Source organism: Pseudomonas sp. NFACC05-1 (assembly GCF_900100135.1).
Classification (GTDB): Bacteria; Pseudomonadota; Gammaproteobacteria; order Pseudomonadales; family Pseudomonadaceae; genus Aquipseudomonas; species Aquipseudomonas fluorescens_Q.
In genome coordinates this window covers 75,845-93,303 of record NZ_FMTR01000017.1, presented here as the reverse complement: position 1 = coordinate 93,303, position 17,459 = coordinate 75,845, and the positions used below count along the sequence as shown (strand labels likewise).

15 protein-coding genes and 2 tRNA genes are annotated in these 17,459 nt (G+C 61.2%); 9 read left to right on the top strand and 8 right to left on the bottom strand.

The window, feature by feature from the left end; all coding sequences use genetic code 11:
- Positions 1-167 precede the first annotated feature (167 nt).
- The 6 genes from BLO97_RS22060 to nudC all read left to right on the top strand — a co-directional run bounded on the left by BLO97_RS22060 (position 168) and on the right by nudC (position 11,272).
- Positions 168-1,484: an MdtA/MuxA family multidrug efflux RND transporter periplasmic adaptor subunit gene (locus BLO97_RS22060; protein ID WP_092224609.1), complete on the top strand. Its 1,317-nt coding sequence runs from the start codon at positions 168-170 to the stop codon at positions 1,482-1,484.
- Complete coding sequence (locus BLO97_RS22055) at positions 1,481-4,576, top strand: MdtB/MuxB family multidrug efflux RND transporter permease subunit (protein WP_092348154.1); 3,096 nt, start codon at positions 1,481-1,483, stop codon at positions 4,574-4,576. Before BLO97_RS22060 ends, BLO97_RS22055 begins: the two co-directional genes overlap by 4 nt.
- A gap of 175 nt (positions 4,577-4,751) precedes the next feature.
- A complete protein-coding gene (locus BLO97_RS22045; RefSeq protein WP_092348150.1) occupies positions 4,752-7,856 on the top strand; it encodes an efflux RND transporter permease subunit in 3,105 nt (1,034 codons plus the stop codon).
- Complete coding sequence (locus BLO97_RS22040) at positions 7,853-9,328, top strand: efflux transporter outer membrane subunit (RefSeq protein WP_092143651.1); 1,476 nt, start codon at positions 7,853-7,855, stop codon at positions 9,326-9,328. Before BLO97_RS22045 ends, BLO97_RS22040 begins: the two co-directional genes overlap by 4 nt.
- Positions 9,329-9,622: 294 nt before the next feature.
- Positions 9,623-10,435 (top strand): crotonase/enoyl-CoA hydratase family protein, encoded by an 813-nt coding sequence (locus tag BLO97_RS22035; protein ID WP_092348149.1) that lies wholly within the window; start codon positions 9,623-9,625, stop codon positions 10,433-10,435.
- A gap of 6 nt (positions 10,436-10,441) precedes the next feature.
- Positions 10,442-11,272 (top strand): NAD(+) diphosphatase, encoded by an 831-nt coding sequence (gene nudC, locus BLO97_RS22030; protein ID WP_063321342.1) that lies wholly within the window; start codon positions 10,442-10,444, stop codon positions 11,270-11,272.
- Here the strand turns inward: nudC and BLO97_RS22025 are convergent.
- The gene (locus tag BLO97_RS22025) at positions 11,240-12,019 is read right to left on the bottom strand and encodes a TSUP family transporter (protein WP_092143641.1); all 780 of its coding nucleotides are present in this window, start codon (positions 12,017-12,019) and stop codon (positions 11,240-11,242) included. The genes nudC and BLO97_RS22025 overlap by 33 nt on opposite strands.
- 391 nt (positions 12,020-12,410) lie before the next feature.
- Between BLO97_RS22025 and BLO97_RS22020 the strand changes: the two genes are divergently transcribed.
- The 3 genes from BLO97_RS22020 to BLO97_RS22010 all read left to right on the top strand — a co-directional run bounded on the left by BLO97_RS22020 (position 12,411) and on the right by BLO97_RS22010 (position 14,158).
- Positions 12,411-12,484 (top strand) — tRNA-Cys (locus BLO97_RS22020).
- A gap of 193 nt (positions 12,485-12,677) precedes the next feature.
- Positions 12,678-12,764: transfer RNA gene (locus BLO97_RS22015), tRNA-Leu, on the top strand.
- Between the two features lie 164 nt (positions 12,765-12,928).
- Positions 12,929-14,158, top strand: a complete 1,230-nt coding sequence (locus tag BLO97_RS22010; protein ID WP_092348148.1) for a tyrosine-type recombinase/integrase — start codon at positions 12,929-12,931, stop codon at positions 14,156-14,158.
- On the opposite strand, the gene BLO97_RS22005 is transcribed toward BLO97_RS22010, so the two are convergent.
- The 7 genes from BLO97_RS22005 to BLO97_RS21980 form a co-directional block, all read right to left on the bottom strand.
- Positions 14,128-14,373 carry a helix-turn-helix transcriptional regulator gene (locus BLO97_RS22005; protein ID WP_256572211.1) on the bottom strand — a complete coding sequence of 82 codons (246 nt, stop codon included), beginning with the start codon at positions 14,371-14,373 and terminating at the stop codon, positions 14,128-14,130. The two genes, BLO97_RS22010 and BLO97_RS22005, sit on opposite strands and share 31 nt — an antisense overlap.
- A 3-nt stretch (positions 14,374-14,376) precedes the next feature.
- A complete protein-coding gene (locus BLO97_RS22000; protein ID WP_092348131.1) occupies positions 14,377-15,345 on the bottom strand; it encodes a hypothetical protein in 969 nt (322 codons plus the stop codon).
- Complete coding sequence (locus BLO97_RS32025; RefSeq protein ID WP_256572210.1) at positions 15,335-16,015, bottom strand: hypothetical protein; 681 nt, start codon at positions 16,013-16,015, stop codon at positions 15,335-15,337. The genes BLO97_RS22000 and BLO97_RS32025 overlap by 11 nt, the downstream gene beginning before the upstream one ends.
- 85 nt (positions 16,016-16,100) lie before the next feature.
- Positions 16,101-16,262 carry a hypothetical protein gene (locus BLO97_RS31705; protein ID WP_175489860.1) on the bottom strand — a complete coding sequence of 54 codons (162 nt, stop codon included), beginning with the start codon at positions 16,260-16,262 and terminating at the stop codon, positions 16,101-16,103.
- 184 nt (positions 16,263-16,446) lie between these two features.
- Positions 16,447-17,040 (bottom strand): hypothetical protein, encoded by a 594-nt coding sequence (locus tag BLO97_RS21990; RefSeq protein ID WP_092348126.1) that lies wholly within the window; start codon positions 17,038-17,040, stop codon positions 16,447-16,449.
- Entirely contained in the window at positions 17,037-17,255 is a 219-nt protein-coding gene (locus BLO97_RS21985) for an Arc family DNA-binding protein (protein ID WP_092348123.1), read from the bottom strand. The genes BLO97_RS21990 and BLO97_RS21985 overlap by 4 nt, the downstream gene beginning before the upstream one ends.
- Positions 17,252-17,458 (bottom strand): hypothetical protein, encoded by a 207-nt coding sequence (locus BLO97_RS21980; RefSeq protein WP_092348104.1) that lies wholly within the window; start codon positions 17,456-17,458, stop codon positions 17,252-17,254. The genes BLO97_RS21985 and BLO97_RS21980 overlap by 4 nt, the downstream gene beginning before the upstream one ends.
- Position 17,459: the final 1 nt, after the last annotated feature.

The window sequence follows — 17,459 nt, the reverse complement described above, 5'->3', positions numbered from 1 at the left end:
ACAATTGTTAACGGCCTGGCCCTGTCCAGGCCGTTTTCTTTTGTGCTTCAACGTCTTAGCTGACTATTCGAAAGGTAAGCCCAACGTAAATTGCCGGTAAAGGCGCTTTGCTAAACACCCGCCAGTGCTTATCGTTCAGCCTCCCGTAAAAGAAGTCCACGCGTCCAATGGTTGATCACTCCATGCAATCCTCTGTTTCCCGCAATTCCCGTCGCTGGCTGTTCGGCCTGTTCATCGTATTGGTCGTCGCGGCGCTGACCTGGAAGTTCTGGCCCAGTGGCTCGGCGCAGAAGCCTGGGGCAGGGGATAAGGCCGCGGCGGGGCACATGGGGCGCTCGGGTGGCATGCGACCAGGGTTCGGTGGGGCGACGGGGCCGATTCCGGTACGGGTGGCGCCGGCGGTGACCGGGGATTTCCCGCTGTACTTCAAGGCGCTGGGCACGGTCACCGCGCTCAATACCATCAACGTGCGCAGCCGCGTGGGGGGCGAACTGGTCAAGATCGCCTTCGAAGAGGGGCAGATGGTCAAGGCCGGGGACTTGTTGGCCGAGATCGACCCGCGTCCGTACCAGAACGCCTTGCTCCAGGCCGAAGGCACGTTGTTGCAGAACCAGGCCCAGCTGAAAAATGCCCAGGTAGACTTTGAGCGCTATCGCGGCCTGTACGCCGAAGACAGCATTGCCAAGCAAACCCTCGACACCGCCGCGGCGCTGGTGGGCCAGTACCAGGGCACGGTCAAGACCAACCAGGCGGCGGTCAACGACGCCAAGCTCAACCTCGAATTCACCAAGATCCGTGCGCCCATCTCCGGGCGGGTCGGTTTGCGGCAACTGGATATCGGCAACCTGGTGGCGGCCAACGACACCACGGCCCTGGCAGTCATCACCCAGACCCAACCCATCAGCGTCGTGTTCACCTTGCCGGAAAACAACCTCGACACCGTGCTCGCCCGTTATCGCAGCGGGGCGAAACTGCCCGTCGAGGCCTGGGACCGGGGCGATGTGAAGCTGCAGGCCAGCGGCGTGCTGCAAAGCCTGGACAACCAGATCGATGTCACCACTGGCACCTTGAAATTCAAAGCCCGCTACGAGAACCGCGACCAGTCGCTGTTTCCCAATCAGTTCGTCAATGTCCGCCTGCTGGCCGACACCCTCAAAGGCGTGACCCTGGCGCCGACGGCGGCCATCCAGTTCGGGACCAATGGCACCTTCGTCTATGCCCTGGATGGCGACAAGAAGGTCACCATCAAAAAGCTGAAGATCGGCGCCAGCGACGGAGCGAATACCGTGGTCACCGAAGGCCTGGCCGCCGGTGACCGGGTGGTGCTCGAAGGCACCGATCGCTTGAAGGAAGGCAGTGAAGTGGAAGTGGTCAGCGACAGCCAGGAAGTGCCCACCACGCCGACCGAGCACCTGCAGGGCAAGTCCGCAGCGGTGCCCGCAGAGCCGGTTGCGGCCGACAAGGCGAAAAAGGGCGGCGCATGAATCTCTCGCGGCTGTTCATCCTTCGCCCTGTCGCCACCACCCTGAGCATGCTGGCGATCATCCTGGCCGGCCTGATCGCCTATCGGCTGCTGCCGGTGTCGGCCTTGCCCCAGGTCGATTATCCGACCATCCGCGTGATGACCCTGTACCCGGGCGCCAGCCCCGATGTGATGACCAGCGCGGTGACCGCGCCCCTGGAGCGCCAGTTCGGGCAGATGCCGGGCCTGACGCAGATGGCCTCCACCAGTTCCGGTGGTGCGTCGGTGATTACCCTGCGCTTCAACCTCGACATCAACATGGACGTCGCCGAGCAGCAGGTGCAGGCCGCGATCAACGCGGCCACCAACCTGCTGCCCACGGACTTGCCGGCACCGCCGGTGTACAACAAGGTCAACCCGGCCGACACCCCGGTGCTAACCCTGGCGATCACCTCCAAGACCATGCTGCTGCCCAAGCTCAACGACTTGGTGGACACCCGCATGGCGCAGAAAATCGCCCAGATCAGCGGCGTCGGCATGGTCACCATCGCCGGCGGCCAACGCCAGGCCGTGCGGATCAAGGTCAACCCCGAGGCCCTGGCGGCCAACGGCCTGAACCTGGCGGATGTGCGCACGCTGATCGGTGCCTCCAACGTCAACCAGCCCAAGGGCAATTTCGACGGCCCGACCCGGGTCTCGATGCTTGACGCCAATGACCAGTTGACCTCGCCCAAGGATTACGCCGAGCTGATCCTGGCTTACGCCAATGGCGCGCCGTTGCGGCTCAAGGACGTGGCACAGATCGTCGACGGTGCCGAAAACGAACGCCTTGCCGCCTGGGCCAATGAAAACCAGGCCGTGCTGCTGAACATCCAGCGTCAGCCGGGGGCCAACGTCATCGAAGTGGTGGACCGGATCAAGGCCCTGCTGCCGAGCATCACCGACAACTTGCCGGCCGGCCTGGATGTCACCGTGCTAACCGACCGCACCCAGACCATCCGAGCTTCGGTCACCGACGTGCAGCATGAATTACTGATCGCCATCGCCCTGGTGGTCATGGTGACCTTCCTGTTCCTGCGTCGCGTCAGCGCCACGATCATTCCGTCGGTGGCCGTGCCGTTGTCGCTGATCGGCACCTTCGGCGTGATGTACCTGGCCGGTTTTTCCGTCAATAACCTGACCCTGATGGCCCTGACCATCGCCACCGGTTTCGTGGTGGACGATGCCATCGTCATGCTGGAGAACATCGCTCGTTTCATCGAGGAGGGCGACAGCCCGCTGCAGGCCGCGCTCAAGGGCGCGAAGCAGATCGGCTTCACGCTGATTTCCCTGACGCTGTCGCTGATCGCCGTGTTGATCCCGCTGCTGTTCATGGCCGACGTGGTCGGACGCTTGTTTCGCGAGTTCGCCATCACCCTGGCGGTGGCGATCCTGATTTCCCTGGTGGTCTCCCTGACCCTGACGCCGATGATGTGTGCCCGCTTGCTCAAGCGTGAGCCCGAGGAAGCAGAGCAGGGCCGTTTCTACCGCGCCAGCGGCGCCTGGATCGACTGGTTGATCGCCGCCTACGGACGCAAGTTGCAATGGGTGCTCAAGCACCAGCCGCTGACCCTGCTGGTGGCGGTGGGTAGCCTGGTACTGACGGTGGTGCTGTACCTGGCCGTGCCCAAGGGGTTCTTTCCGGTGCAGGACACCGGGGTGATCCAGGGCATTTCCGAGGCACCGCAATCGATCTCCTTTGCCGCCATGAGCGAGCGGCAGCAGCAACTGGCGAAAGTGATCCTGGCGGACCCGGCGGTGGAGAGTCTGTCATCCTACATCGGCGTGGACGGCGACAACGCCACGCTCAACAGCGGTCGCCTGCTGATCAACCTCAAGCCCCACAGTGAACGGGATGACAGTGCCACCGAGATCATTGCCCGCTTGCAGCCGCAATTGGATCGGCTGGTGGGCATTCGCCTGTTCATGCAGCCAGTGCAGGACCTGACCATCGAAGACCGGGTCAGCCGGACCCAGTACCAATTCAGCCTGTCGTCGCCGGACGCCGAATTGCTCAGCCTCTGGAGCGGGCGCCTGGTCGAAGCCCTGGCCCGACAGGCGGAGCTGACCGATGTGGCCAGCGACCTGCAGGACAAGGGTTTGCAGGTCTACCTGGTGATCGACCGCGACGCCGCCTCACGCCTGGGCGTCTCCGTGTCGAACATCACCGATGCGCTCTATGACGCCTTCGGCCAGCGGCAGATTTCCACCATCTACACCCAGGCCAGCCAGTACCGGGTGGTGTTGCAGGCCCAGGCCGGGGAACGGATCGGGCCCCAGGCGCTGGACCAGATTCACGTCAAGACCACCGACGGTGGGCAGGTACGGCTGTCGAGCCTGGCTCGGGTCGAAGAACGCCAGGCGCAACTGGCGATTGCCCACATTGGCCAGTTTCCGGCGGTGATGATGTCGTTCAACCTTGCGCCGGGCGTGGCCCTGGGGCATGCGGTGGACGTGATCGAAAAGGTCCAGCGCGACATCGGCATGCCGGTGGGCGTGCAGACCGAGTTCCAGGGCGCAGCCCAGGCATTCCAGGCGTCGCTGTCGAGTACCTTGCTGCTGATCCTGGCGGCGGTGGTGACCATGTATATCGTGCTGGGCGTGCTGTACGAAAGCTACATCCACCCGATCACCATCCTTTCCACCTTGCCCTCGGCGGCCATCGGCGCCTTGCTGGCCTTGATCCTCAGCGGCAATGACCTGGGCATGATCGCGATCATTGGCATCATCCTGCTGATCGGCATCGTCAAGAAAAACGCGATCATGATGATCGACTTCGCCCTCGACGCCGAACGCAACCAGGGCGTCGACCCGCAGACGGCGATCTATCAGGCTGCATTACTGCGCTTTCGCCCGATCCTGATGACCACCCTGGCGGCCTTGTTCGGCGCAATACCTCTGATGTTCGCCACCGGTTCCGGCGCTGAACTGCGCCAGCCCCTGGGCTTGGTGATGGTGGGCGGGTTGTTGGTGAGCCAGGTGCTGACGTTGTTCACCACGCCAGTGATCTACCTGTATTTCGATCGCCTCGGACGCCGCTTCGCCAAGCCAGAAGGGAAAGAGGTGCGGGCATGACGCTTAGCGTGGGCCGGACGCACACCCTGTGGCGAGGGAGCTTGCTCCCGCTGGGCTGCGCAGCAGACCTTTTTGTGAGTGCTGCGCACTCAAGCGGGAGCAAGCTCCCTCGCCACAAAAGTGCCTGCCACAAAAGTGTGTGCTGCATGACGCCTGATGGCTGGAGCGCTCACCCATGAATCTCTCCGGCCCCTTCATCCGCCGCCCCGTCGCGACCATGCTTCTGAGCTTCGCCATCACGTTGCTCGGCGGCGTGTGCTTCGGCCTGCTGCCGGTTTCACCGCTGCCACAGATGGACTTCCCGGTGATCGTGGTCCAGGCCAACTTGCCAGGGGCCAGCCCCGAGGTGATGGCTTCGACGGTGGCTACGCCCCTGGAGCGTTCCTTCGGCACCATCGCCGGGGTCAACACCATGAGCAGCCGTTCCAGCCAGGGTTCTACCCGGGTCATTCTGCAATTCGACCTGGACCGTGACATCAACGGTGCCGCCCGGGAAGTGCAGGCGGCCATCAATGCGTCGCGCAACCTGTTGCCCAGCGGCATGCGCAGTATGCCGACCTATAAGAAGGTCAACCCGTCCCAGGCGCCGATCATGGTGCTGTCGCTGACCTCGGATGTGTTGAAAAAAGGCCAGCTCTACGACCTGGCTTCGACCATCCTGTCCCAGAGCCTGTCCCAGGTATCGGGCGTCGGCGAGGTACAGATCGGCGGCAGCTCGTTGCCGGCGGTGCGCATCGAACTGGAACCGCATCTGCTCAACCAGTACGGCGTGGCCCTCGATGATGTGCGCACCGCCGTTGCCGATAGCAATGTGCGCCGACCCAAGGGCTCGGTGGAGGACGATCGGCGCATGTGGCAGGTCCAGGCCAACGATCAACTGGAGAAGGCCAAGGACTACGAAACGCTGATCATCCGTTATCAGGATGGCTCAGTACTGCGACTCAAGGACGTGGCGAAAGTCACCGACGGCGTCGAGGATCGCTACAACAGCGGTTTCTTCAACAACGATGCCGCCGTGTTGCTGGTGATCAACCGCCAGGCCGGGGCCAACATCATCGAGACGGTCAACGAAATCAAGGCCCAACTGCCGGCGTTACAGGCCGTGCTGCCGGCCAGCGTCAAGCTGAACCTGGCGATGGACCGCTCGCCGGTGATCAAGGCCACCCTGCATGAAGCGGAAATGACCTTGCTGATCGCCGTGGCCCTGGTGGTGCTGGTGGTGTTCCTGTTCCTCGGCAACTTCCGCGCCTCGTTGATCCCGACGCTGGCGGTTCCGGTGTCGCTGGTGGGTACGTTTGCGGTGATGTACCTGTACGGTTTCTCCCTGAACAACCTGTCCTTGATGGCGTTGATCCTCGCGACCGGGTTGGTGGTGGACGATGCCATCGTGGTGCTGGAGAACATTTCCCGGCATATCGACGAAGGCGTTCCCCCTATGACGGCGGCGTATAGGGGGGCCGAAGAGGTGGGTTTCACCTTGCTGTCGATGAACGTCTCGCTGGTGGCGGTGTTCCTGTCGATCCTGTTCATGGGCGGGATCATCGAGAGCCTGTTTCGCGAATTTTCCATTACCCTGGCGGCGTCCATCGTAGTCTCGCTGGTGGTCTCGCTGACCCTCACACCGATGCTCTGCGCCCGCTGGCTCAAGCCTCACGTGCCGGGGCAGGAGAATCGCTTGCAGCGCTGGAGCCTGCGGCTCAATGAGCGGATGGTCCGTGGTTATGCCACCAGCCTGGACTGGGTGCTGCGCCATCGGCGTCTGACCTTGCTGAGCCTGTTGGTGACCATCGGCGTGAACGTCGCGTTGTATGTGGTGGTGCCGAAAACCTTCATGCCGCAGCAGGACACTGGCCAGTTGATCGGTTTCGTGCGTGGCGATGACGGGCTGTCGTTCAACGTGATGCAGCCGAAGATGGAAATCTTCCGCCGCGCCGTACTCAAGGACGAGGCGGTGCAAAGCGTCGCCGGTTTCATCGGTGGCAACAACGGTACCAACAACGCCTTCATGCTGGTGCGCCTCAAGCCGATCAAGGAGCGTAATATTTCTGCACAGAAAGTCATCGAGCGCCTTCGTAAAGAAATGCCCAATGTCCCCGGCGCTCAGTTGATGTTGATGGCCGACCAGGACCTGCAGTTCGGTGGCGGTCGCGAGCAGACCACCTCGCAGTATTCCTACATCCTGCAAAGCGCCGACCTGGCGTCGCTGCGCGCGTGGTACCCCAAGGTCGTGGCGGCCTTCAGGGCCTTGCCGGAGCTGACCGCCATCGACGCTCGTGACGGCGGCGGGGCGCAGCAGGTGACGCTGGTGGTGGACCGCGACCAGGCCAAGCGCCTGGGCATCGACATGGACATGGTCACCGCGGTGCTCAATAACGCCTACAGCCAGCGGCAGATCTCGACCATCTACGACAGCCTCAACCAGTACCAGGTGGTGATGGAGGTCAATCCCAAGTATGCCCAGGACCCGAGTACCCTCGAGCAGGTCCAGGTGATCACCGCCGATGGCGCGCGCGTACCGCTGTCGGCCATTGCCCACTACGAGAACAGCCTGGAGGACGACCGGGTCAGCCATGAGGGTCAGTTCGCGTCCGAGGGCATTTCCTTCGACATGGCCGAAGGTGTCACGGTGGAGCAGGGCACCGCGGCCATCGAACGGGCACTTGCCAAGCTCGGGTTGCCCGAGGATGTCATCGTGAAAATGGCCGGCACCGCCGATGCGTTCGCCGCCACCCAGAAAAGCCAACCGTTCATGATCCTCGGGGCGTTGCTGGCGGTGTACCTGGTGTTGGGTGTGCTCTATGAAAGCTACATCCATCCGTTGACCATCCTGTCTACGTTGCCATCGGCCGGGGTCGGCGCGTTGCTGTCGATCTACGCGCTGGGTGGCGAGTTCAGCCTGATCTCGCTGTTGGGGCTGTTCCTGCTGATCGGCGTGGTGAAGAAAAACGCCATCCTGATGATCGATCTGGCGCTGCAACTCGAACGTGCCGGGCAGACGCCACTGGAGTCGATCCGCAGCGCTTGCCTGCTGCGGTTGCGGCCGATCCTGATGACCACGCTGGCGGCGATCCTTGGTGCCTTGCCGCTGTTGCTCGGCGCCGCCGAAGGCTCGGAAATGCGCCAGCCATTGGGCCTGACCATCATCGGTGGGTTGGTGTTCAGCCAGGTTCTGACGCTCTACACCACACCGGTGGTTTACCTTTATCTCGACAAGCTGCGCCATCGCTTCAATCGCTGGCGCGGTGTGCGCACTGATGCTGCCCTGGAAACTCCGCTATGACCGACCGTTCGCCTTTCAATCTTGCCGCAACGCTGGCCACCGCCCGTGGTTCGCGGGTGCTGAGCCTGGTGCTGTGCGTGGCGATGCTCAGTGCCTGCGCCGTCGGCCCGGATTATCAACGTCCCCAGGCTGCCGAGCCGGTGCAATACAAGGAGGCCCAAGGCTGGCGCCAGGCCAACCCCAGCGATGCGATGGCCAGGGGCGCCTGGTGGGAGCTGTACGGCGATGTGCAACTCAATGGTCTGGTGGACCAGCTCAATGCGTCCAACCAGACGGTGGCCCAGGCCGACGCCCAATACCGACAGGCCCGGGCGCTGGTGCGCAACGCCCGTGGCGCATTTTTTCCCACCGTGGACCTGACCGTCGGCAAGACCCGCTCCAGTCAGGGCACCGGTAGCAGCAGTTCGAGCCTGAGCAGTTCGTCCAGCGGCATTCGCGACACCTATAGCGCCCAGGCCGGTGTCAGCTGGGAGGCGGACGTATGGGGCAAGTTGCGCCGCACCCTGGAAGCCGACGAGGCAAGCGCCCAAGCCAGTTTTGCCGACCTGGCGGCGATGCGCCTGAGCCAGCAATCGGAACTGGTGCAGAACTACCTGCAGTTGCGGGTGATCGATGAACAGAAGCGCCTGTTGCAGACCACCGTCGACAACTACCAGCGCTCCCTGAAAATGACCGAAAACCAGTACCGCGCCGGGGTGTCCGGCAAGGACGCGGTGGCTCAGGCGCAAAACCAGCTCAAGACCACCCAGGGCGACCTGATCGACTTGATCTGGCAACGGGCCCAGTTTGAAAACGCCATTGCCGTACTGGTCGGCCTGCCGCCGGCCGAGTTCAACCTGGCCGAGACCCAGGACATCCCGTCGCTGCCGCAGATCCCGGTGGCGCTGCCGTCGCAACTGCTCGAACGCCGGCCGGATATCGCCTCGGCGGAACGTTCGGTGATGGCCGCCAACGCCAACATCGGGGTCGCCAAGGCCGCGTATTACCCGGACCTGACCCTGAGCCTCAGTGGCGGCTACAGCAGCAGTACCTACGACAACTGGGTGAGCGTGCCGAACCGGTTCTGGTCGGTAGGGCCACAACTGGCGATGACGCTGTTCGATGGCGGCCAGCGTTCGGCAGAGGTCGACCGTACTGTCGCGGCCTACGATCAGACCGTCGCCACCTATCGCCAGACCGTGCTCGACGGCTTGCGCGAGGTGGAAAATTACATGATCCAGCTCAAAGTGCTGGAAGACGAAGCCCGCGTGCGCCAGGAAGCCCTCGACGCCGCCCGCGAATCCCTGCGCTTGACGCAGAACCAGTACAAGGCCGGTTTGATTGCCTACCTCGATGTGGTGACCGTCCAGGCTACCGCCCTGAGCAACGAGCGCAGCGTGCTGAGCCTGCAACAGAGCCGCCTGATCGCCAGCGTGCAGTTGATTGCGGCGTTGGGGGGTGGTTGGGATGGGCAGCTAAAGACGGATGAGTAAGCCGTCGAGCCGATAATGCTGCACGGTATTAAGAGCCGAGATGCATTTGTGGCGAGGGAGCTTGCTCCCGCTGGGCTGCGCAGCAGCCCCTCTCAAGCTCACTCAATCAACCTGATCTACCGTGTCGCCGGGTTTTAGGGCCGCTGCGCGCCCCAGCGGGAGCAAGCTCCCTCGCCACGGGTCGATCTTCATGAAAGGCGAGCAGTCCCGCTTTTGGCCGATGCACTGCCTACGTCCTGTCGCGCTGGCTTGTTATAGTTCAAGCCTCTTTTCAGCCGGTAAAGGATCACTGCCATGTCGCAATACCAAGCGTTCAACGTCGAACTTGTAGACAACATTGCCCATGTGCAGATCAATCGCCCGGAAAAGATCAACTCGATGAACGCCGCGTTCTGGAGCGAGATCATCGAGATCTTCCAATGGATCGACGACACCGATGCCGTACGGGTGGTGGTGCTGAGCGGCGCCGGCAAGCATTTCTCCTCGGGGATAGACCTGATGATGCTGGCGGGCGTGGCCAACGAATTGGGCAAGGACGTAGGGCGCAATGCACGCCTGCTGCGGCGCAAGATCCTGCAACTGCAAGCCTCGTTCAACGCCGTGGACAACTGCCGCAAACCCGTGCTCGCCGCGATCCAGGGCTACTGCCTGGGCGGGGCCATCGACCTGATTGCCGCCTGCGACATGCGTTACGCGGCCGAGGACGCCCAATTCTCCATCAAGGAGATCGATATCGGCATGGCCGCCGATGTTGGCACACTGCAACGCTTGCCCCGGATCATCGGGGACGGCATGCTGCGTGAACTCGCTTATACGGGGCGCACCTTCGGAGCCGACGAAGCGCGCAGCATCGGCCTGGTCAATCGTGTCTACAGTGACACCGCCAGCCTGCTCGACGGTGTGATGGGCATCGCCCGGGAGATCGCCGCCAAGTCGCCGATTGCCGTGACCGGCACCAAGGAAATGATCAGCTACATGCGCGACCACCGCATCGACGACGGTTTGGAATACGTCGCCACCTGGAATGCCGCCATGTTGCAATCGACCGACCTGCGCGTGGCCATGGCCGCCCATATGAGCAAACAGAAACCTGAATTTCAGGATTGATTGACCATGATTTCACGCTGGACCACCGCAGTACTCGATACCGCTCTTGCTGGCGGCTGGGCCGTCGCCCGCAGCCCTGAGGGCTTTCTGTTCGATGACAACGGCGCGCTGTTTCCCCGCGAATGGCTCAAGCGCCAAGACCTGTCGGTCCTCGCCGAGCACGGCATCGGTCACCTGGATGGCGAGCCGGTCTACCTGCTGGAATTGCACAGCTCGCTGGACATCCCAGGCTGTAACTGGAAAGGCCTGCGGGCGTTCATGCTCGAGGATGACCACACGCTGTACAAAGTGTTGGGCTATGCCGCGCAGATCGGCACCTGGGCCCGCGAACATCGTTTCTGTGGCAGTTGCGGCAAGCGCATGGGTCAGATTCCGTTGGAACGAGCCATGTATTGCGATGCCTGTGAGCTGCGGCACTATCCGCGGATATCACCGAGCATGATCGTGTTGATTACTCGCGGCGATGAAGTCCTGCTGGCCCGTTCGCCGCGTTTCGTCCCGGGCGTCTACAGCACCCTGGCGGGGTTTGCCGAGCCTGGCGAATCGGCCGAGGATTGCCTGGTGCGCGAGGTTCGCGAGGAAGTCAGTATCGAGGTGAAGAACATCCAGTACATGGGCAGCCAGTGCTGGCCGTTCCCCCATTCGATGATGCTCGGTTTCCACGCTGAATATGCTGGTGGCGACATTGTGCCCCAGGAAGATGAAATCGAGGACGCCCAGTGGTTCAACGTCCATGACTTGCCACCATTGCCGGCCTCGCGCTCCATCGCCCGCTACCTGATCGATCTGTATGTGGCGCGGCGCTTAGGCCACGCTGAACCAGTGCTGCCAGGCTAGGCGCACGGTCAAGCCCAGCACCACGGTGATGAACACCGGTCGGATGAACTTCGCACCGCCGCTGATGGCGGTGCGAGCGCCGAAGAACGCGCCGATCATCACCGACAGGCCCATGCTCAGGCCGATGACCCAATCCACTTGCCCGGAAAAGATGAACACCGACAGTGCCGCGATGTTGCTGACGAAGTTCATGCTACGAGCCACGCCACTGGCCTTGACCAGGTCGATGGGGTAGAGCAGCAGGCTGCTCACAGTCCAGAACGCCCCCGTACCCGGCCCGGCCACACCGTCATAGAAACCCAGGCTGAAGCCCTGGGGCGACTGCCATGTCTTCTTGATCGGTGCATCGCTGTCCAGCGGTGCCTTGGGCGTGCCGCCGAACAACAGATACAGGCCGCAGGCGAAGACGATCACCGGCAGCATCTTGTTCAGCCACTCGGCGGGCAAGTAATGGGCGACGATGGCGCCGGTCAGGGCCCCGACCAGAGTGCCGACGAGGGCATGAGTCCACTGCCTTGGGTGGAACAGCTTGCGCTTGTAGAAGGTGAAGCTGGCCGTCGCCGAGCCGAAGGTCGAACTGAGTTTGTTGGTCCCCAGGACCAGATGAGGCGGCAAGCCTGCCGTCAGCAGGGCTGGCGTGGTCAGCAACCCACCGCCACCGGCAATGGCATCGATGAAACCGGCAATGAATGCGACAACAGCAAGAATAGCGAGGGTAGTGAGGTCAACGCTGAGTTCAAAAGGCATGGAATAGGCTTATTTAGCAGGTCGCAGAAGGGCTGCGGGGAAGGCCGGTATGTTACCCATAATGGTGCAGGGCTGCGACAACCGGTTGGGCGGTGCACCGTAGACCTCACAACCCCGCAAATCCCCGTAACGAGGGAGCCTGCTCACCCAGGGCTGTGCAGCAGCCCCAAAAGGCTTCTGATACTGCCTGGCACACCGAGACCGTTGGGCGATTTTTTTTTGAAATCAAGGGGTTGCCAGCCTAGGCAAATGAGTACATAATTGCGCCCATCGAACGCACTGAGACGTAAAAAATCTCAATGTTTTCAAGGAGATAGCGCTGAGTAGGTGGCTTGTTTCCTGATCAGTTTGTACTGCGGTTGATGTGGCAGCATCGCATCAAGCGTTCTGAGGCCGAATAGCAAAATGGTTATGCAGTGGATTGCAAATCCACCTACGCCGGTTCGATTCCGACTTCGGCCTCCACTTTTAAAAAGCTCTGTAGATCTATGATTTACGGAGCTTTTTTATTTCGAAGCATTGAAAGCTTTTGTATTGAAAAGGACATGAGCTACCTTGCTTCGCGGGGGAGGGATGTATATATTCCCCCCTCTTGCTGCACCAGCCAGAACATCGGCCATTGGATCTTGCCGATATTTCCATGGCTAACCGCGCTACCGCCCGAATGGCGAAACTGGTAGACGCATGGGACTTAAAATCCCCCGCTCGTAAGGGCGTGCCGGTTCGATTCCGGCTTCGGGCACCATTTATGCTTATCAGGTTTTATTAGCCCTTCTCATAAGGCCCGGCCCACAGCGATGTGGCCGGGCTTTTTACTTATCAACGCTTCACAACGCTTCTTACCACTTCTCAATATTTTTAGTACATCATTCAGCCCATCCCCAGTTCGAGTGATGAGGTGATGTACTAATGCCGCTGACTGATACCGCTGTACGCCAGGCCAAGCCGGGTGAGAAGGAATACTCCGTTACTGACGGCGACGGCCTGTCCCTCTACGTTGCGACGAACGGCACCAAGTCGTGGCACTTCCGCTTTTCATGGCACGGCAAGCAGCCACGCTTTTCTCTGGGCACGTACCCGGAAATCACCCTGAAGGAAGCCCGCGAGCTGCGCGACCAGGCACGGGCGCAGGTTGCCAAGGGGATAGACCCCAGGTCCAAGCGCCGGGAAGAGAAGCGGGCGGCCAGCACCAGCGCTATCAAAACGTTTGAGGTGGTCGCCGGCGAGTGGTACGCCTTCAAGCTGCCCCGGTGGGCCAAAGCGAAGAAGGGCGCGGCCAAGCAAGCCCAGCTCTACCTGGACAAGGACCTGATACCGGCGCTGGGGCGGATCCCGATTGCTGAGGTGAGGCGCGCCGACGTACTGGCGTGCCTGCGCGGGATCGAGAAGCGCGGGGCGCTCAACGTCGCCCGCAAGTGCCGCACCTGGCTGAACGAGATATTCCGCTTCGGCATCGCGTCCGATTATCTGGAGGTCAATCCGGCGGCAGACCTGGACATCGTGGCCGCCAAGGAGCCGCCCGAGAAACACAACCCCATGCTGCTGCAGCATGAATTAAAAGAGTTCCTGCGCGTGCTCAAGGTAGCCGACATCAAGGACTACACCCGGAGCGCGATCCGCATCCTGCTGTTGACCGCTGTCCGCACCGGAGAGCTGCGCAACGCAAGGTGGGACCAGTTCGACCTGGACAATGCGCTGTGGACGATTCCCCCTGAGGGGGTGAAGCAATTGCAGAAAGTAATTAGGGCAAAGGGAGGGGATAAGGTGCCGCCGTATCTGGTGCCGCTGTCGCGGCAGGCGGTGGAGGAAGTGCGCAAGGTGCACCAGATGACTGGCCGCTACAAGCTGCTGATCGCGGGTCGAAGTGACCCGAGCAAGCCAATCAGCGACGGCACAGTCAACGTGGCTTTGAGGCGCATGGGATACGAAGGCAGGCTTACCGGGCACGGGATCCGCGCCACGATTTCAACGGCCTTGAACGAAATGGATTACAACGAGGACTGGATCGAGGCTCAGCTATCGCACGCCAGTGGCAGCAAAGTGCGCCGGACATACAACCATGCTGAGTTTGTGGAGCAGAGGCGGGGGATGATGCAGGACTGGGCCGATTACTTGGATTTGCTGGAAGCGGAAGGCTGATCACGGGCCGCCGCCTTGCTGGCGGCCCATTGATCCACCTCGGCCTTTACCCAGGCGACAGCCGCAGCCCCCAGCTTGACCTGTTTCGGGAATTCCCCCTTGACCGCCATCCGGTAAATGGTCGCGGTGCTCAGGCCGCAGATCCGGCGAACCTCGGGGAGCTTGATGTACTGGATCGGCGATTCCTGCCGATCATCTGTGCGCATTGTGTTCATCGGTCATTCACCTTTCATGCATTTGAAGTAGTCGGGGGCCAGCGATGTGTCCTCGACGATTTTGAAGCCGAGCACCTTCGCGGCTGGCGCGGATTGGTGGGCGAGGAAGGTGCGGATGTCTTTCCAGATGGTGACATACGAAAAGCCGCCGCTATTTACGACGAACTCCAGCAACTCCCGCGCCTTGGTCAGCTCGGCTTGCAGGGCGTCCACACGCTCGCGCAAGTCGATTGCGTTCTGCGCGTAGGCTTCCTTGTCAGCATTGGAGCTGTTCAGCTTGTCCTGTAGCTGATCAATTTCGTTGTAGCATTGGGTCAATGCTTTTTCCACGTCGGTAACGTACTTGGCATATACCTCAAAACCATCGCCATCGCCTGGGATTACATCAAGCATGATGTTGGTTACGCTCAAGGCCTGTAGCCGCTCGACTTCAGATTTCAGGTCGTCGCGTTCGGCTTGAACCTTCCCGAAAAGGCTGCCGCGATACGCCATACCTTCTTTGATCCCCTTTAGCTCAGCCTTAAGCCGTGTGATGTGGGCGCGGTGGTTCTCAAGCGTTACAAGGCCGTGGTACTCATCGGCAGGCCGGTCGGGCTCATAAGCGTAAACCGCACCAAACGCGTCGGAGCTGCGCCATGCGACCACTTCCGGCTCCCCGCCAGCAGGCGGCACAGGGTCAACGCCTTTCATATCTGCGTAATCAGCACTCAAGCCTTTCAAGGCATGAGACGCTATGGCCCCTGTGCATAGGATGCGGGTGCGACCATCGACAATATCGAAGTGTTTGCCTTCAGCGTAGAAGCGCAGTGCTTCTTCTGGCGTCCAATCGAACTTATCACAGGCGGCGACAAAGTAGTCCGGGACTGGTTCGCCAGCAGGCGGCACAGGCTCAGCCAGGGCTGACAATTTCGCTTCCGCAGCCAAAGCCCTTCGTTTCCACAAAGAGATATGATCCATCGTGCTATTCGTCATGGCTTTCTTCCTCGGCGGTGGGGTTGAGGGCGGCTGTCATTCGCTCGGCGATTCTGTCTGCCTTGACTGTCATCAAGGTTTCCGAGCAGTTATTGCAGCCGAGAATTAACAAGCAGGTCACGTCATTGGTATTGAGCCGGTTGTGCTGGACCGTGCTGTGATTTTGGATATGCGAGTACCAGAACAGGTCATCGCTGCCGCATGCCTTGCAGAGCGCTACCTTGCCGACGAGGGAGATGCGAACCGCATCCAGCTCATCAACCCGCTGATCCTGCACTGTGAGGCGGGCTTGCAGGGCTTGGTTCTCGGCGGTCAATCGCTCAAACTCATTCATAGCCCTTGCAACCCCGCCAATTGTGATGACCGCCTCGACACCGGCGCATGCATCCATCAGTGCTTGGTCCGGGCCAGCGGTGCCGCCCGAGGTCCGGGCGCATATCACCAGCCCCTTCGACGCCTGGCCCAGTGCGGACAGTCCACTCTTGAAGATGACCAGATCGTCGCGCGCAATTTCAAGTTCTTCTTCCATCTGACGCTTGGCGCAAACCATAGCGCCGATGCGCCTTGCAGCCGCGTCATAGTCGGCGGACAGAACAACGTTCAGCCGCCCCAGGGCTTCACCCTCAACAAGCCCAGCATCGCCAACGTGGTAACGCTTCACGCTATCCATACAGCCTCCTGACGCTTCACGCTGAGCCAGTAGGCCAGCACCGGGGCGGCTGCGTTCAGCACCAGCACGCCGATAAGAAACCAAATCATGATTGATTCTCCCGCGCCTGCCGCTCTGCCATCAGGGCCTGGCGCTTCTTGCTGCATTTTTGGTGGTTGCCCCGGCTCCGGTTCTTCTGGCAGATGTCGCAGATGAGCGGGAAGTCGGGGCAGTTGGATTTCAGCTTGCCGGGGATGGGGGCGGTCATGGGGTTGGCTCCCGGCGAACGATATGGCCGCAGCGCTCGCAGACGTCGTGCACATAGGTTTGCTTCCGCCCAGGCTCCAAAAACCGGCACATGTCGCTTGGAGTTATTCGCCCCACCTGAAAATCGAGCATCGGCTCGCTGTCGTACCGCGCTCGGTACTTGTGACCCAGCCGTGACGTGCACTTCATGGCTGCTCATCCACGATTTCGAACTTTCTATAACTGGCGTCATACAGCGCCGCGCAGTCGATGCGGGTGCTATCGCTGCCGGGGTAGGGGCAGGCGCTGACCATGGCGTCAATGGCCTTTGCTCTGGCCTCGGCCTCGATCTGCTCGGGCGTGCGGATGGGGCGCAGGCAGACTTTGCTAATTGTCCCGGTGAAGTTTTCGTCGACGACGCAGACCACGCAGACGGGACCAGTGGCTCCGTTAAAGGTTGCATGCCCGCCGATTTCAATCCTGGTGCCAGCTTCGAACCAGTCCGACGCGTCCGAATCGGCAAGCAACACTCTTTCCGAAAGCTCGCACACCGTCCCAACAGGCGGCAGGCCTTCGCCGGTCCAGGGCTGCACAATCCGGCCCGGCCTGAATTCAACAACTTCAAAATCAGCACATGCCGTCTTATCGTTAAAGAAATGGCAACTGGCGTTTTTGCCCATCTTCACGTTGAAGTTGTATCCATCGCCATTTATCCAGGCGATTGACTGATCTCCGTTTGGATACGTTTTTTTGCCCAGCGCCTGCGCCCATTCCGGCGCCTTGCTCCAATCAATGTTCATGGCTGCTCTACCTTCTTCACAGCAGCAGCGGCTAGGGCGTTCAGCAGCAGTTCCTGGCGCTGCTGGTTGTCCAGGTACTGCCGCAGGGCCTGCACCACCAGGCTGTTCATGCTGCGATCTTCAACGCCGGCACGGGCCTCGACCATGCTGCGCATGCCATCGGGCATCCGGACTACGAATTTATCGGCCAGACGGGAATCGTGTTGTTGGTTCATGGGGTCACCTGCAAGAGTTTGATTACTTCTTTTATGCCTTCCGCGTAGCTGTACGGCTGCGCGGCGGCGTTGCGTTCCAGGTCGCCAACGATCTTGAGCGCCACCTTGGGGTTGCGGATCGACGCGCCGGCGTCCTGCGCCACGCCCAGGGCAAACCGCTTGCCCTCCAGGTACATGACGCGGTTTAGGGGTTGGGCGCTCATG

Excerpts from the sequence above, each read along its gene's own strand:
- BLO97_RS22060 (WP_092224609.1), top strand. The coding sequence starts at position 168 with ATGGTTGATCACTCCATGCAATCCTCTGTTTCCCGCAATTCCCGTCGC.
- BLO97_RS22040 (WP_092143651.1), top strand. The coding sequence starts at position 7,853 with ATGACCGACCGTTCGCCTTTCAATCTTGCCGCAACGCTGGCCACCGCC.
- BLO97_RS22000 (WP_092348131.1), bottom strand. The coding sequence starts at position 15,345 with ATGACGAATAGCACGATGGATCATATCTCTTTGTGGAAACGAAGGGCT.
- BLO97_RS22005 (WP_256572211.1), bottom strand. The coding sequence starts at position 14,373 with ATGAACACAATGCGCACAGATGATCGGCAGGAATCGCCGATCCAGTAC.
- BLO97_RS22010 (WP_092348148.1), top strand. The coding sequence starts at position 12,929 with ATGCCGCTGACTGATACCGCTGTACGCCAGGCCAAGCCGGGTGAGAAG.
- BLO97_RS21990 (WP_092348126.1), bottom strand. The coding sequence starts at position 17,040 with ATGAACATTGATTGGAGCAAGGCGCCGGAATGGGCGCAGGCGCTGGGC.
- BLO97_RS31705 (WP_175489860.1), bottom strand. The coding sequence starts at position 16,262 with ATGACCGCCCCCATCCCCGGCAAGCTGAAATCCAACTGCCCCGACTTC.
- BLO97_RS22045 (WP_092348150.1), top strand. The coding sequence starts at position 4,752 with ATGAATCTCTCCGGCCCCTTCATCCGCCGCCCCGTCGCGACCATGCTT.
- BLO97_RS22055 (WP_092348154.1), top strand. The coding sequence starts at position 1,481 with ATGAATCTCTCGCGGCTGTTCATCCTTCGCCCTGTCGCCACCACCCTG.
- BLO97_RS22025 (WP_092143641.1), bottom strand. The coding sequence starts at position 12,019 with ATGCCTTTTGAACTCAGCGTTGACCTCACTACCCTCGCTATTCTTGCT.
- BLO97_RS32025 (WP_256572210.1), bottom strand. The coding sequence starts at position 16,015 with ATGGATAGCGTGAAGCGTTACCACGTTGGCGATGCTGGGCTTGTTGAG.
- BLO97_RS21985 (WP_092348123.1), bottom strand. The coding sequence starts at position 17,255 with ATGAACCAACAACACGATTCCCGTCTGGCCGATAAATTCGTAGTCCGG.
- BLO97_RS21980 (WP_092348104.1), bottom strand. The coding sequence starts at position 17,458 with ATGAGCGCCCAACCCCTAAACCGCGTCATGTACCTGGAGGGCAAGCGG.
- nudC (WP_063321342.1), top strand. The coding sequence starts at position 10,442 with ATGATTTCACGCTGGACCACCGCAGTACTCGATACCGCTCTTGCTGGC.
- BLO97_RS22035 (WP_092348149.1), top strand. The coding sequence starts at position 9,623 with ATGTCGCAATACCAAGCGTTCAACGTCGAACTTGTAGACAACATTGCC.